Here is a 16,209-nt window from a genome sequence, read left to right as displayed (position 1 = left end):
GGCAGACCACTCCCCATTCAAATATTTAGCAAAACAACAAAACGGGCGCATCGATTGTAGCTGAACGTAAAATTACAACTACTCGATACGCCCTTATATACTTCAGCCTATTCTATCAAGACTCAAGTCATTATGTTATTTATTTCAAAAATTCGTCAGTAGACAATTCTTTTGCTTGCGGAGTTTTATGAGTTACTTTGCCTTTAGAATCAGTGTAAGCACCTTCCTTACTTAAGAAGTTAAAGTAAGCTTGAGCGCCTTTAACATCAGTGGTTCCGAACACAAATTTTCCGCTCTTAATATCCGCGCGATTGCCCCAATATTGACCGTCAACAATCATCTTCATGCTACGCTGAACAAACTTTATGTCGAGATTAGCATCTTTCGCTTCTTTCACAAGAATTTCAGAAGCCTCATCAGGATGTTCATAAGCATACTCATATCCGCGCTTTGCAGCTTTAACAAATGCTCGAACAAGCTTAGGGTCTTTAGCTACAGTACGCTTATTTGCGATTATTCCAATAGTATCTGGCTGACCTGGTACACCGTAGTCGCCCTCCATGAAGCAGCGAAGCTTTGGTCCAAACATTTCAGACTGTACACCTTCCCAAGTGCCGTAAAAACCACCAAAATCAGCTTTGCCAGATTCAAGAGTTCTAAAAGTTGAAGTTCCAACAGTCACTTTGTCGAACTTACCTTGACCACCATCGTGTTGAATCATCCTACGAATTACAGCATCACCTTCAGCTGAACCAAAAGTTGCAAAAGTACGACCATCAAAATCTTTTGGAGAATGAATTTTATTGTTCGAAGCAAGTGAACACCAAATAGCACTTGGCTTTTGCTGAACTTGCATAACTTGCTCAAGATTTGCTCCCTTTGTTGAAAAATCAGCAGCATTTGTCAAAGTACTAAGAGCAAAATCAGCAGCACCACTATCAACTGCGTGTTCCGAACCAGTCTGAGCAACAGCAAGTATATTGACATCTAATCCAGCATCTTTAAACCATCCTTTATGCTTAGCAACATAAATACCAATATGATTAGTATCCGGTGCCCAAAATAGCATAAACGACACTTTACGAAGATTTGCATTCTTACTACTACTTGCAAATCCACATGCCGAGAAAGAAAATACGCAGCACGCAGAAAGAATAAACGCAAGAGTACGCTTTACAATACGCATATTCATGAGTTCCCTACTTTGTTTCTTGTACCGTTCTTCTGGGAAAGTGACACGAACTCGGCAGAAAACGGTAACAAAGGACCTAGCCCGCGCCGTTCAATGCCCCTGCGCAGATTCAACCTGCTACAGTTTGCCACACATTGACTCACGAAACATTTAGATTATGCACGGTTAAAGAGACAAATAAAAATCATGTACACTATTAAATTCACAGAAGTTGTGCGCTTCTAATAGAATGTACATGCTATTTGTAGTCTTAAATAATTCGGTTGGGGCAGCAATCGAAGTCATTTACAGAAAGGAATCGAGTTTTCATGACGCAATCGCGTTTTAAACGTATGCTAATTAAATATCTGCCAACTGTATTTTCTGTAATAGTTTTACTTGTTTTTTGGCAGTACGCATGCGAATATTATAAAATTTCGGAAAATTTGATTCCAACACCATCTTCAATTGCTCAATCAACAGCTGACGCTTTGCCAACTCTATTACCTGCAGCATTAATTACAACACAAGAAACAGTTATCGGTTTTTCTATTGCAATAGTAGTTGGAATTCTTTTAGGTGTTATTTTCCATGTTTGTAAGCTTGTTAAATCTGCTTTATTCCCGCTTTTATGCGCAGCGCAAACTATGCCATTAATTTCTATTGCGCCAATTTTTTTGATTTGGTTTGGTTTTGAAATATCTGGAAAAATTGTAATAGTAATGGTTTTCAGCATGTTCCCTATTGCTGTGCAAACTATACGAGGTCTTGACGCTGTTCCAAGTTTTTATACAGATGTTGCTTTAACTTGTGGAGCAAGCAGAACTTGGACTTTGTGGCATGTTAAATTAAGAGTTGCAGCTCGCCAAATTTTTGGTGGCATACGCATTAGTGCAGCTTATGTTTTTGGAACTGCTTCAACTGCAGAATATTTGGGAGCCAAAGATGGGCTAGGAATTTGGCTTCAATTCGCTTATAACTCATTTAGAACACCACTTATTTTTTCTGCAACAATAGTAATAATAATTCTTACTGCGCTTCTTATGTGCATCGTTAACGTTTGTGAAAGAATTCTGCTTGGCTCAGCAGACGAAGATGAGGATCCAGATAACCAATTGTGAAATGAATTAAAATAGCCCATGTGAGCTACAAAAGTAACGAAAATAACGTAACATTCGCTACTTTTGTAACTCACAAACTGATATATTAACGAAAACCTACTTACTTACCTGATTCTTCTTTCATTGCTTCATTAATAGCATCGCTCAACTCTTTTTGTGCCTTTCCGTAAGCTTCCCAGTTTCCGGATCGCATAGCAGAATCAGAATCTTTTAATGCTTGAGCCGCACGTTTAAGTGCTTCTTTAGCTTTTTGGCTCATAGAATGAGATTTTTCTGAATTCGTAGACTCATTTTCCTTAGAAGTACCTTCTTTAGAATCAGCATCCTTAGATTCATTATTTTCAGCAGCATTGTTTGAAGAAGAATTATTAGAAGCATCTCCAGCCAAAGCGCCCGAGTTTCCGCCAAATACTTGATTAAGTGCTTCATCTAACGTATCTGCAAATCCAACTTGATCTCCAAACGCAACTAACACCTTCTTAAGCAAAGGATAGCTAGTAGAACCGCTAGATTGCACATAAACGGGCTCTACATAAACCAGCCCACCGCCAAGAGGCAATGTAATCAAATTGCCGCGCTTAACTTTAGTAGAACCGGATTCAAGCAAATTCAATTCTTTAGAAACATTTGCATTAGCGTTGAAATTATTCTGAGCTTGACCAGGTCCTGGAACATTAGATATTTTAGGTAATTCTTGCAAACGAATCTTACCGTAATTTGGACCAATCTTTCCAGGAGTATCCCCCGCATCTGAATCAACAGACAAGAAACCAGTTAATATTTCACGAGTACTTTTACCTGCCGGAATATAAGTAGAAACAAGCGAAAATACTGGTTTCTTTGCGTCTCCAGTTTGCAAAGTCAAATAGTATGGAGGTTGCAAAATATCTTCTTTTTGTGCTTTTTGAGATTCAGTTGGATCAACAGGAATCTGCCAGAAGTCTTCTCCAGAGAAGAATTGGCTTGCTGTATCGACGTGATACTTTGCTAATAAGTGACGTTGAACTTTAAACAAGCTTTCTGGGTAACGCAAATGCTTCATCAAATCGCCAGAAATCTTAGAAATGTCATGATAATGACCTGGGAAAATTGAACGCCATGCTTTAATCACAGGGTCTTTCGTATCCCACACATACAAATCAACAGATCCATCATAAGCATCAACTGTAGCTTTCACAGAATTACGAATGTAGTTTGCGCGCTGATTTGTCAACCCTTTAATAGAATGAGAAGTTGTTGTTGTGGAATCTTGAGTTACCTTACCAAAATCAGTCATTTGAGAATAAGGGTAAGAATCAGAAGTAGTATAGCCATCAACAATCCACTTAACGCGACCATCTACTACTGCAGGATAAACTCGACCATCCAAAGTTAAGTAAGGAGCAACCTTAGACACGCGTGTCTTAGGATCACGATCATACAAAATTTGAGATTCAGAAGTCACACGGTCAGAAAAAAGAATCTGATCAGACTCAAATCTAATTGCATGCAAAAGTTTAGAGAAGAAGTTTCCTAAACTTGGACCACCATTGCCTTTGAAAGTAGTTAAAGCACCTTGAGAGCCAGTCGGATAATCAAACTCCCATGGAGATGTCCCTTTTGGAGAACCAACGATAGAATACTCAGGAGCATTTGGTGAGAAGTAAATACGCGGTTCATACTTTTGTGACTTAGTAAGTTTGCCTTGAGCAGGAATACCATACTCCATAAATTGTGGCTGTCCATCTGTTGTTACTTTATTTCCGTAAGCTGCAACAATTCCATAGCCATGCGTATAAACTGTATGATCATTAACCCAGTTTCGATTATCGTTGCCAGCTAAATCAAGCTCGCGCGCAGCAATAACCGTATCTTGACTTACACCGTCAATATCGTATTTATCAACTGAAAGCGTATCTGCGAAAGTGTAATATTGCTTCGATTGCTGCAATTGACGGAACGTTGGAGACGTAACTTGTGGATCTAACAAACGAATTTGCGCAGTTGACTCTGCTTCTTTTGATAATGCACCTGATTTACCTTTAGAAGTAGCGTTATACGATTCTTTCTTTACGTTATTTAGCCCGTAAGCAAACTTTGTTGCATCGATATTACGCTGAATATAAGTAGCTTCCAATTCCTGAGCATTAGGAGCAACTTTAAATCGCTGCACAAGTGCCGGCCAAGCGAAAGATATAACAATTGAGCAAACAATCATAAAAGCTAAAGCAATAATTGGTGTTTTCCATGCCTTAATTGCTGTTTTAAAACGCACTGAAATTGGTGCTTCTACAGATAAAGCATGAGATTTCATAAACCAAAATGCAATAACAGAACCAACTAACACTGTTATCACTGCCATTGCTATGCTTCCAGGAACACCAGCATTCATGTCAGTGTATGAGCCGCCTGTAATTCGAGATCCATCAAGAGTTACTAAAGCGAACATGTCTAAAATCTGTTGAAGTGCCCATGTCAAAATCACAAGCATAAACCATACAGAAATTTGTCTACGTGCTCGTTTTGTAATACTTAATATGCCTTTACCATCGATAGGCATACTAAAACGAATTGCTCCCATAAGAATGTGCGTAATAATAGAGAAAACAAGAGATATTACCAATAAAAGCACAAATGCGCTTATAAATAACCTTAATCCTGGAAGCACAAATACATAGAAGCCATTGTCAATTCCAAATTGTGGATCTTTAATGCCAAAAGGTTGGGCGTTAAACATTAACAAAATTTGCGCCCAATGATTGTAGAATTTAAATCCAAATACTGCGCCTACAATCAATGAAAAAATTCCTGCAACATGCAAAGCAAGCTTTGAACTAATTCCCTGCTTTAAATCAATAACATTGCCTTTAATTCGAATATAAGTTCCATCTGCATTGCTTGGACGCGCTTTTATTGCCAAAGCTGCAGACAAGTATCCAAAAGCAGACATTAATATTGCATAAAGCACCCAAACGCCCACTTTTGCTGCAAGCTGAATCCAAATAACACTTTCAAATCCAAGCTGCGAATACCACATGCAATCAGTTATGAACCTTGCGAGAGCAAATATTGCAGCTACAGCAAACGCGACAATTAACACTACTATCGCAAGAATCCACCTCCACTTTTTTGCAGTATAAGTAAATTTTGCAAAATTCAGATTAACTTTCATAGAACAATTTCTTTCATTCTTAAGCTTATTGTTGTTATCTTTCTCATCATCATTGAGAATATAGTCTGTACATTTTTGTTACTTTTATTGCTCGCACTGCTCTTACTATTTTTATTATTTTTAGCCATATATGCACCAGCAACAACCCACATAATGCCAATAATTACTTCTATGATGAGCTTCAACATAAGGTTAATGATACTATACTAATTATTCCCAATCTATATATTATGTAATCAAAATTAATTACAAAAAGCGCACCCGCAAGTTAATGCGAACGCGCTTAAAGCGATTAAATTAAATCAAATTGGAGTATTTAAGCTAGGCAACATCAGGATCATCTTTAGCAATCGTACCAGTAAGCTTTCCAATAGCCTTCAGTAAGTGGTATACAACCAACACCACAACGGTTCCGATTGCAATACCGTTGAACTGAATTCCAGAAATAGCAAACTGGAAGTTAGCAATACCAATAATCATAACGATTGCAGCAATCATAATATTCACTGGCTTATCGAAGTTAACTTTGTTTTCTACCCAGATTCTTACGCCAATCATGCCAATCATGCCGTAAAGCAAAGTGGTCACGCCACCAAGAACACCAGCTGGGATTGAATTTACAACAGCGCCAAACTTTGGGCAAAGGCTCAATATAAAAGCAAAAGCTGCAGCACACCAATAAGCTGCAGTAGAATAAACCTTTGTTGCAGCCATAACACCGATATTTTCACCGTATGTGGTGGTACCACAGCCGCCAAATAAACCAGCAATAGCTGTACCAAAACCATCTGCGAATAATGCAGTTCCAATCTTAGAGTCATAGTCGCGACCAGTCATTTGAGCTACAGACTTTACGTGACCAACATTTTCTGCAATAAGAACAAGTACTACCGGCAAGAACATAAGTAGAACAGAGAAATCAACTTGTGGCGTGTGGAATCTAGGAAAACCAATCCAAGAAGCTTCTTCAATCTTTTTAAAATCGACTTGACCTTGGAAGCATGCATAAGCGTAACCAACGAGAACACCTAAAAGAATATTTAAACGACCAAGAAGACCGCGAAATACTACAGCAATAAGCATTACAGCAACTAATGTCACAAGAGCTGTATCTGGAGCTTTCTGGAAGTTAGTCCAAACTGCAGGTCCTAAATTAAAACCAATAATTGCAACGATTGCACCGTTTACAACAGGCGGCATAATAATGTCAATCCACTTAGCTCCTGCAAAATGTACAAGCACACCTATAAGAGCAAGAAGCAAACCTGTGCACATAATGCCAAAGCTTGCAACTGCAATACCTTTATGAGCTGTTGTTACAGCCATAACAGGTGCTATAAGACCAAAAGAGCTTCCCAGATAACTAGGAAGCTTATTTGCGTTAATAAGTAAGAACAGTGCTGTAGAAATAGCAGTGAACATCAATGTTGTTGATGGATCAAAGCCCGTAAGAATAGGCACCAAGAACGTAGCACCAAACATTGCAATAACATGCTGAGCACCAATTCCAGCAGTACGAGTCCAAGTCAAACGCTCGTCTGGCTCTACAACTTCACCAGGCTTTAACGTTTTGCCATTACCGTGAAGCTGCCACGTGAATAATGAATTCATTTCTTCTCCTTGCAAAAACAAGCTATGCAAAATGTTGTGTAAACAAGTGTCGCTAAAAAACAAGCACTCATTGAGCGCTGGGATGGCAGCTTCTGGGAGGTCCATTGCACTACCGACCCATATGCCAAAGGGACATTCTAATGTCGCAAAACGAAAGTGTCGAGCATAAGAAAAAAATTACAGCTTTGTTTTTTATTTTTGTTGGAATATCAAGCAAGGTCGGCGTGTTGAAAAGAATGCAATGAACACCAACTAAAGTTGATACTTACTAACTTATGTTTATAAAATAATTAAAGTTAGGCAAAGTTAAACAATCGCAAAATTAGTAAACACATACTCAAGCAAGTAATTTTTGTAAATATTCTTGCAAAACTAATGCGTGATTTACTTTTGGATTTTTTGCAGCATACAACAAAGTTATAGTTTGATACTTATTAAACAAATCCATAATCACACCAACAGCTTCATGATTTGAATCAAGTTCTTCAACATAACGATGTGAAAATTCTTCAAAATGCTCCGGGTCATGATTAAACCACTTGCGTAACTGCGAAGTAGGAGCAATATCTTTAAGCCATTTGTCAATATGAGCATATTCTTTGCTTATACCACGCGGCCAAAGTCTATCAACCAAGACTCTCACACCATCATCTTCACTAACCGTTTCATACACACGCTTAATCTTCACAGTGCACTTGTTCATAAAATCTCCTTTATACGTTTACCATAATCGCAGCTTTATTTATTTTTTCAAGGAATTATTTACTAGCAAAAGATATCTGCGATATAAATTGAGTTATTATGTTCGATTATGTGATTTTATGTCGGCGTGTCGCGTTTATTTGCAGCAAAATTATATAAAATTTGCTTAATTTTTTTAATTTATGTTCGTTTTTGTCCGATTATGGGAGAATACTTGGCTAAATGGTTAATTTCTTTGATACATGGAAAAAGAAAATCTGCACCATCGATATGGCTCTTATTGCTGTATTGACACTTCTAGCATCCTTTATTGGCAGCTGGCTTAAGCAGTACCCAGGTTTCCAATTACTTGGTGCTCTTATTATTGCGTTGCTTGTTGGCATGGCTCTGCAGCTGCCATTGCACGTGTACAAAATGAATAATGATTCAAGGCGAGCAGGCGTTAAAAGCGCTGCTGGTTTGATTGCAAACAAACTTCTTCGTCTAGGTATTATTCTCCTCGGATTTAAGCTGAATTTGCATGATTTGTTTACCAAGGGCATTAAATGCTTGCCTATTGCAGCTGTGTTAGTTGCAATAATGGTTTGCGTAACTTATAACATTGCTAAACTCTTGAAAGTAAATCCTCAGCTTGCAATGCTTACAGCAGGAGGCACAAGTATTTGTGGAGCTGCCGCAGTTATGGGTCTTTCTGGCTCAATGCCAGTTCTTCCAGAAGAGGAAGATGAGAAAGAACAGAACGAAGTTATGGCTGTTGCAACAGTTGCAATTATGGGCACTATTTACGCTCTTGCTGAAATCTTCATCCTGCCTAACTTTGGCATGACTAAGCAGCAGCTTGGCATTACAGCAGGTGCATCACTTCACGAAATTGCACATGCTGTTGCAGCTGGCGGAGCGTTCAATAGTATCGATGTTGCAACAATCATGAAGCTCTCGCGAGTTCTTATGCTCGTTCCAGCCTCCATCTTTATTGCAATTTGGTGGAATGCTCGTCATAGCAAAGTTGAAAATGGCGGAAAGCATAAGATTAGCTTCCCATGGTTTATGCTTGGCTTTATTGCAGCATCTGTTATTGGAACTTACGTTCCTTTCGTAGCAGCACACGCATCAACTCTTGTAGAAGCAGGATACGTTTTCCTTGGCATGGCTATGGCTGCACTTGGAATTAACGTAAACTTCCGAGCCATTTTCAAGCAAGGTCGCGCAGCATTTGCAGCAAGCTTCCTAGCTTCTATTGTTTTAGTTGCTTTGGCTTATGCAGCTGCAGTACTGTTCTTCTAAATAAAACATTACAAAATAGTTTTGCTTAACAAATGAGGGTCTTCGTTTGAAGACCCTCATTTTATATTCTCGATAATTTATTTTCGTGTATTCTTGAAAAATCTATCTAATATGCACAGCCGTTCCATCAGGAATATTTTTATAAAACCATTTGGCATCCGCAACACTTAAACGCACACAGCCATGCGATGCAGGCTTTCCAAGCTTCATGCCTTCCGATGGAATATATTCACCAAAGTTGTAGCGCGTTGGAACCGAATGGAATAAGTATTCTCCACCAATAAAACCAACCCAATAATCAGCACCAACTTTTTCCTCATCATTAAAGAAATGTTTTCCGCGCATATTAATGTGATAATCACCATGAGGAGTGGAATCACCCATTCCAGAACTCATAATCATTGTATATACAGTTTTACCATTGGCAAGAATATGCACTCGTTGCTTTTTTAAGTCCACATTAACTTTTAAGTCAGAAACTTTAACTCCTGAAAGATTTGGATATTCACCACCAGTAGGATGTTTCCAAAAAACATGATTAACCGTTGATTTATCTAACTTTTGTTTGCAATATTTATCGAAATATTTTTCGAACGACTTATTATCAGCAACCTCATTGTTTTTATTACCAAGATTGTTACTATAAGCATTTTTTTCGCGCTGAATTAATACAGAATTCTGCAATTTTGCGCTGTATCTAGACGAGTAAGAAACCATATTAACAGTTTCGAAAATAATAAAGCACAACCATGCAATCAGCAAAGAAGCTAATAAAACAGAAGACGTAATACGAGCAGCTTTAGAGCTTCTCCTCCACCAGTTGCGCATTTTCGCAGCAATGCGAATGCACTTTTTAATGTCATTCATTATGTTACGAATAAACTGCATTATGTCTCCTATATAAATGCAAAAGCGTTGCATCCAATAGTTTAGCAGGAAATTATTAGATGCAACGCGCAAAAAGCAATATTTTTCACTTATTAATTCAGCAATATTAAATATGAATCATACTGCTTTTATTTTCGCAAACAATCTCATACGTTGAACTTAAATTCAACAATATCGCCGTCTTGCATAACATAATCACGGCCTTCAAGACGAAGCTTGCCTTCCTCTTTAATTTTGACCATAGATCCTTCAGCAGCAACAAAATCATCATATGACACAATTTCTGCCTTAATAAATCCACGCTCAAAATCAGTGTGAATCACACCAGCAGCTTGTGGAGCAGTCCAGCCTTTATGAATCTGCCAGGCGTGAACTTCCTTAACACCGGCAGTTAAATAGGTTTGAAGACCTAAAATATCGAATCCTACGCGAGCAAGCTGATCCAAACCAGATTCCTTCAAACCAGCATCTTCAAGCATTTCACGAGCATCTGCTTCGTCGAGCTCAGTAAGTTCGGACTCAAATTGAGCATTAAGGAATATTGCTTTTGCAGGAGCGACAGATGCAGAAAGTTTAGACTTTAAATCTTCATCAGCCAACTCCGAATCATCCACGTTAAACACGTAAATAAATGGCTTAGCAGTTAGCAAGTGCAAATCATACACGTCGTTTTTATCAATAAGCTTTTCGTTATGAGCCTGGTCAATAGTTTTGCCAGATTCAAGAATTTCCTTAGCTTTATTTACAGCGTCTACGTATTCTTGCGTAACTTTCTTACCGCGCAAATCTTTTTCAAGCTTTGGCAAAGCATTATCAATAGTTTGCATATCGGCAAGAATTAGCTCAGTATTAATCGTGTCAATATCGTCAGCAGGATCTACTTTTCCGTTAACATGCACAATATCGTCGTCATTAAACGCGCGAACAACTTCGCAAATAGCGTCTGCTTCGCGAATATTAGCAAGGAACTTATTGCCCAAGCCTTCACCCTCGGAGGCACCCTTAACAATTCCTGCAATATCAACGAAAGTAACTGTTGCTGGAACAATTTTTTCAGTATTAACTAATTTAGCTAAAACTGGAAGACGATGATCCGGAAGCGGAACAATACCAGTATTAGGCTCAATAGTTGCAAACGGATAATTCTCCGCCAAAACGTTGTTGCGGGTTAAAGCATTAAACATAGTGGACTTACCAACGTTTGGCAATCCAACAATTCCAATAGTTAAAGACATATTTACCTAGTTTAGACCAGCGCCGGGAAAGCCGACACAACTTGATTTTATTTACTATTTATTTTCAATAGCATCAACTGCAGCAATCACATCTCCCCTAAATCCGCGAGATTCTAGCTCAGCAACGCCACGAATAGTTGTTCCTCCAGGAGAGCACACTGCATCTTTCATAATCCCTGGATGAGTGCGCGAATCCATATATAACGCACCTACTCCTTCAATCATTTTTGCAGCCAAACGGTAAGCACAATCACGTTGCAAACCATATTTCACACCAGCATCGCCCAATGCTTCCATATACATTGCTGTAAAAGCTGGAGCACAGCTAGAAATACACATTGCAATATTCATATGATCACTATTCACTCGCTCTACCAAAGAAATTGGCTCAAATAAAGCACTAAACATTGAAAGTTGACTATCACTAAGCGTATGAGTAGTTTCAGCTAAAGTCACGCCTTGGCAGACCGCAATAGGAGTATTCGGAATAATGCACTGAACATGAGCATTCTTGCCAAGCAGTTCCATGTAACGCTCAAGCGTCCAACCGGCTGCAACGGAAATAACAGCAATACCTCGTTCATTAATAACTTCACAAATTGGCTTAAGCACTTCAGCAACCTGATACGGCTTTACAGCAATAATAATCACATCACTTGCTTCACACACTTCTTGAGCAGTACGCATAGCGCGAGCGCCAATTAGTGAAGTATTACGCTCGAGTTTTTCAAAATTATGCGCGCACGCAACAATATTTTCACCTTGCAATACTCCTGCATTCAGCGCACCTTTAGCGATTGCTTGTGCCATATTGCCATAGCCTATAAAACCAACAGTTCCAGATACACAAGTACCCATACATGACTCCCTTTAGCGCATTGATAAAACAGTAGTGCACTCATTACTAAGCAAACAGATGTATAGCATAGCAAAGAGTGCACTATAATCATTGCGCATATTAAAATTATTACCTTTGTATACGGCTTATCTCTTGTAAATTCCCTCTAAATCGCCGCGATTCAACGCCTCATCAAACAAATGACGGAAAACAATATCTCCATGTAAACCATCATGCTCAAACTCGTTCGTCGTCCAATAGTGAGAGTTGGCAATATGAGAAAGAGTGTCAAGCTGAAGACCAGAATCTACGTACATGTCATCAAAGTAAACTGCAGATTGCAATGGAACTTCGTTATTAGCAAGTTGATCTTGATCGTAAATTTTGCCAAACTGCTTATCTTTCATCAAGCAGTCAACAGCTGGAAGGAATGGTTGCAAAGCAAGCTCTTGATCATACATCCAAGGAAACATTGCTTCGCCAGTGAAAAGAAGAGGACGAGCAGAACCAGAAAACTCTGGCATTGTTTCCCTAACCTGCTGGGCAGCCCACAAAATTGGATGCTCTAATTCGCCATCAGCATAAATAAACTCTTGCAACGGCCAGTACAGCGGGCTCGAAGCAGTAGCATCCATTACACCGTAAACAAACTCGTCGCTTAAACTACCAGCAACAGAACCGCCAGCGTGTTTGAAAGCTTTAAGCGAACCGTCACCGTCAGAAAAAGCGGAATCAAGAAGCCAGTGCACTCGCTCAAAACTTGGTTTCATACCAAAGGAAGAGCCCAACATTTGGAATCGTTCAACCGTAAGTTTTTCGCCATTTGGAAGCATAACGTCTCCTTGAGCAATACGGTCTGCAATAGCAGCGGCGCGAGCCACATCCTGCGGATAACGCTCATAGAATTGCTCTGTTTTGCGAGCCATACGCGGGAACGTGTGTTCGTAAACTTCACGCGCATTCGCCGGAACATGAGGAATACCGCCGGTTGTGAAGCTTGCAATTAATCCTTGCGGGAACAGTGACAAATATGTAAGCGTAAGGAAACCGCCGTAGCTTTGTCCCAAAGACACCCACGGCTTCGCATCAAACTCAGTAAGTCGCAAATGCTCAAAATCGCGAATAATTGAATCAGCTAAGAAACGCTTCAAATACCATGCTTGACGCTCAACACTAACGCCGTCATCCAACATACGCTTCATGGTTGAAGCATCTACCCTTGAGGAACGTCCAACACCGCGCTGATCCGGCAAAACTACGCGAAAATGCTTAATAGCCTCTTGAATCCAACCATCGCTAGAAGGTGAAAGCGGACGTGGGCACTGCCCGCCTGGGCCTCCTTGCAAGAACACAAGCAGCGGCAAATCGTCATGCACATGCTCAGGAGCGCAAACTACTCTGCAGAATAAGCGAATAGTCTCACCTTTGATAGCACCACCCGGAGTGTTACCCTCCCAATCAAGCGGCACATCAATCGCTCGTTCTTCAATATGCAATCCCGGAACATAATAGCTTGTAAGCAATGCCATCTTGCCATCCCTTTCTTTATTTTCGTGCTACATTGCAACTATCAATTACACACTCTATTTATAAATCATACTCAAGTTTGATTGTTCTATAAAGTACTATGCACTAGCCTAGTAATTATGAAAGTACCTAATATGTTTCAAAGTGTTATACAGCGCTTACGAAAAGAGCTCTCATTAAACGACATATTATGGGGTATTATTCCGTTTATTCTTTTTATGCTTTCAAGCGATCGCTACGTTATAAGCAACGTTGATGGCTTTTTGACTCAAGGTTCGCTTATTACAGTAACGCTTATCAATATTGTTGTTGCATTACTACTTTCAGTCCGAAAACTATGGCCTGAACAATCGGCTACTATTTTTATTGTTATTTGCATTGTGCAAGTAGCATTTGGCTCTACTCAACTTTTCGCTGATTTCTTTGGTTTCGTGCTACTTGTTAATGCTATTGCGCGCGGAAATCCAGAACATTCAAAAGCTTTTGTTATTGCAGCTTACGTAACAACAGTATTATCTTGCGCAATAATATCGTGGAATATCGTAATGGGGCCAATATATGGCAACAATCATTCAAAAGCTAGTTATACTTGTAGTGTACAAAATATAAATAGTAGTAACATAAAAAATTGCGTTTCAAATATACTTAATTTTGCAATTCCTTCAATAATTTTTGCGATTATTATTACTACTATTACGGTTATTATTGGCTACTGGCAGCGCACTCACGTGCATACTATTCAACTTTTGCAAGATCACAATAATGCTATTCGCGCGTACCGCCGAAAAGCTCAACACATTGCTGTTACTGCAGAGCGCGCAAGAATTGCAAGAGATATGCACGATATTGTTGCCCACACGCTTTCTATTATTATTGTTCAAGCAGATGGTGGTCGTTATGCAGCAACCAAAGATATTTCTCTTGCTAAAAAAACAATGTATATTATTAAAAACGAAGCCGAGCGCGCCGTTCATGACATGCGCCGACTTCTAGAAGCTTTAACAGACGCTCCATCGGGTCAGTTGGATTTCAATCACATACCTTCGCTTATTGAGCAAGCAAAAATTGCATCTCCTAAAAATATTTTTTGGCATACTGTTGATGGCATAAATTCTCAAAATAGGTTTAACACTGACGCACAAACCGTTGCATACCGCGTTGTTCAGGAATCTCTTACTAATATTCGAAAGCACGCAGGAGATGGCGTTAAAATAAACATTCATGAACAGTGGAAGAACCAAGGCTTAACACTAAAAATCACGAATGAAATACACAAAACCGAAGCTAACCAAACGCAAAATAGCAATGCGCAACATAAAAACGGTTATGGCTTAATTGGTATGAAAGAGCGACTTGAAAATCTTCACGGAACGCTTGATTATGGGAAACTCAATGATGGAACGTTTAGTATTGTTGCTTTTATTCCATATTCTTACAGCACAGACCAATCAAACACTACTGCTTCTGTATTAAATAGTATTCCTAACGTTACTCATAAAAATCTAAAAGTTAATAATGAATCGGCGGCGCAAGCAGAACCGGCAAATGTGAAACCAGCAGATGTAAATGTTCCAACCTCATCAAAAGTTTTGCCAAAAGTTTTACCAGAAACAAATGCTTCACAAAATAGGATTGAGAAAGTATCTCAATGGTTTGAACAACATTGGCTTATTGGAGACATTATTTATGCATCACCTTGGGTTGTTATGATGCTTTTTATACCAACTTACGATTTTACTGTTGGAACTGGAATGACTTCACAATATTCAAGCTCGCTTTCATCACAAATACTTTATAGAGTATTTACTCTTACAACCATGATTCCATTCATGTTACGTAGAAAATCTCCAACTACGTGCGCAATTGTTGCAGCAGTATTTTCTGCAATACAGCTTATATTCCTGCCTAACATTTTATTCGCTAATTTTTTCATACCAAATATTATTTACGCTGCGGTTCTCTACGGCAAAAAACGCGCATGGCAATGGGTTAGCGCAGTAGTGCTTGCCGAATCTGCTATTTTCGCAGTAAAAATTGGTATTGTTACAAGAAATATTCCACAAAATGAAACTCCAATACGATTCTTTACATCGAATATTGTCACAACCAATTTTTATGACATTATGCAAATGGCGTCCGTTGGATTAGTTTTTGGTTTCATAGTTGCAATAATTTGTTTTACAGTTATTGCGTTTGCTTATTCCCGAAGAAATGATGACAATAATTTACTGCTTCTAAAATCGCGCAGAACGGAACTTGAGAAAGAACAAAAACAGCTAGCAATTCTTGCAGCAAACGCAGAAAGGCAACGACTTAGCGCAAATATTCAGCAAAAAGTTGCCGTTACACTACACAAAGTAATTGATGCCGCAAATAGCGGTATCGATATGCTCAACGAATACGAAGAAGCAAGAAATAATATAGAAAATCAAAACTGCGTAAAACCAGAGCAAGCACTTGAACAAAGTGAAGCAATTAGAGAATCTTTCAAAAATATTAGCGACGAAGGTCGTTCAGCACTTAAATACATGCGAAAGCTGCTTGGAATCTTACGAGAAACCGGCTCCAGCGTTAATTCAACGAATAATGCTGCGAATGTAACTGAAATTGCAGTTCGCCCTGCTCCTTCGCTCGATGAGCAAATTCAACACAGTGCATTAAATAAGCAAGAGTAAGTTGAT

11 protein-coding genes are annotated in these 16,209 nt (G+C 39.0%); 3 read left to right on the top strand and 8 right to left on the bottom strand.

Features of this window, described 5'->3' with window-relative positions; translation table 11 throughout:
• Positions 1-139: 139 nt before the first annotated feature.
• Positions 140-1,192 (bottom strand): ABC transporter substrate-binding protein, encoded by a 1,053-nt coding sequence (locus tag K9E37_RS06430; protein ID WP_248893288.1) that lies wholly within the window; start codon positions 1,190-1,192, stop codon positions 140-142.
• 308 nt (positions 1,193-1,500) lie between these two features.
• On the opposite strand from K9E37_RS06430, the gene K9E37_RS06425 reads away from it, so the two are divergent.
• Positions 1,501-2,292 carry an ABC transporter permease gene (locus tag K9E37_RS06425; RefSeq protein WP_004111394.1) on the top strand — a complete coding sequence of 264 codons (792 nt, stop codon included), beginning with the start codon at positions 1,501-1,503 and terminating at the stop codon, positions 2,290-2,292.
• 100 nt (positions 2,293-2,392) lie between these two features.
• On the opposite strand, the gene K9E37_RS06420 is transcribed toward K9E37_RS06425, so the two are convergent.
• From K9E37_RS06420 to K9E37_RS06410, 3 genes are all read right to left on the bottom strand, one after another.
• The gene (locus tag K9E37_RS06420) at positions 2,393-5,443 is read right to left on the bottom strand and encodes a UPF0182 family membrane protein (RefSeq protein WP_004111392.1); all 3,051 of its coding nucleotides are present in this window, start codon (positions 5,441-5,443) and stop codon (positions 2,393-2,395) included.
• A 321-nt stretch (positions 5,444-5,764) separates the two neighbouring features.
• A complete protein-coding gene (locus tag K9E37_RS06415) occupies positions 5,765-7,054 on the bottom strand; it encodes a uracil-xanthine permease family protein (protein WP_116994792.1) in 1,290 nt (429 codons plus the stop codon).
• A 337-nt stretch (positions 7,055-7,391) separates the two neighbouring features.
• Entirely contained in the window at positions 7,392-7,757 is a 366-nt protein-coding gene (locus tag K9E37_RS06410; RefSeq protein WP_101892149.1) for a DUF488 domain-containing protein, read from the bottom strand.
• A 221-nt stretch (positions 7,758-7,978) separates the two neighbouring features.
• On the opposite strand from K9E37_RS06410, the gene K9E37_RS06405 reads away from it, so the two are divergent.
• Positions 7,979-9,040, top strand: a complete 1,062-nt coding sequence (locus tag K9E37_RS06405) for a YeiH family protein (RefSeq protein ID WP_033888753.1) — start codon at positions 7,979-7,981, stop codon at positions 9,038-9,040.
• Between the two features lie 102 nt (positions 9,041-9,142).
• Here the strand turns inward: K9E37_RS06405 and K9E37_RS06400 are convergent, their stop codons facing one another.
• From K9E37_RS06400 to K9E37_RS06385, 4 genes are all read right to left on the bottom strand, one after another.
• Positions 9,143-9,928, bottom strand: a complete 786-nt coding sequence (locus K9E37_RS06400) for a L,D-transpeptidase (RefSeq protein WP_102703040.1) — start codon at positions 9,926-9,928, stop codon at positions 9,143-9,145.
• A 146-nt stretch (positions 9,929-10,074) separates the two neighbouring features.
• Positions 10,075-11,163 carry a redox-regulated ATPase YchF gene (gene ychF, locus K9E37_RS06395; protein WP_102703039.1) on the bottom strand — a complete coding sequence of 363 codons (1,089 nt, stop codon included), beginning with the start codon at positions 11,161-11,163 and terminating at the stop codon, positions 10,075-10,077.
• 54 nt (positions 11,164-11,217) lie between these two features.
• Positions 11,218-12,021: a pyrroline-5-carboxylate reductase gene (gene proC, locus K9E37_RS06390; protein ID WP_064621611.1), complete on the bottom strand. Its 804-nt coding sequence runs from the start codon at positions 12,019-12,021 to the stop codon at positions 11,218-11,220.
• A gap of 126 nt (positions 12,022-12,147) precedes the next feature.
• On the bottom strand, positions 12,148-13,530 hold the full coding sequence (locus tag K9E37_RS06385; protein ID WP_102703038.1) for an alpha/beta fold hydrolase: 1,383 nt from the start codon (positions 13,528-13,530) through the stop codon (positions 12,148-12,150).
• 117 nt (positions 13,531-13,647) lie between these two features.
• On the opposite strand from K9E37_RS06385, the gene K9E37_RS06380 reads away from it, so the two are divergent.
• Entirely contained in the window at positions 13,648-16,203 is a 2,556-nt protein-coding gene (locus K9E37_RS06380) for a sensor histidine kinase (protein WP_248893285.1), read from the top strand.
• Positions 16,204-16,209: the final 6 nt, after the last annotated feature.

It is taken from the genome of Gardnerella swidsinskii (assembly GCF_023277705.1).
In the GTDB taxonomy this organism is placed as follows: domain Bacteria; phylum Actinomycetota; class Actinomycetes; order Actinomycetales; family Bifidobacteriaceae; genus Bifidobacterium; species Bifidobacterium swidsinskii.
Note: the sequence above shows the minus strand (reverse complement) of the source record. Positions and strands in the feature narration are given on the sequence as shown.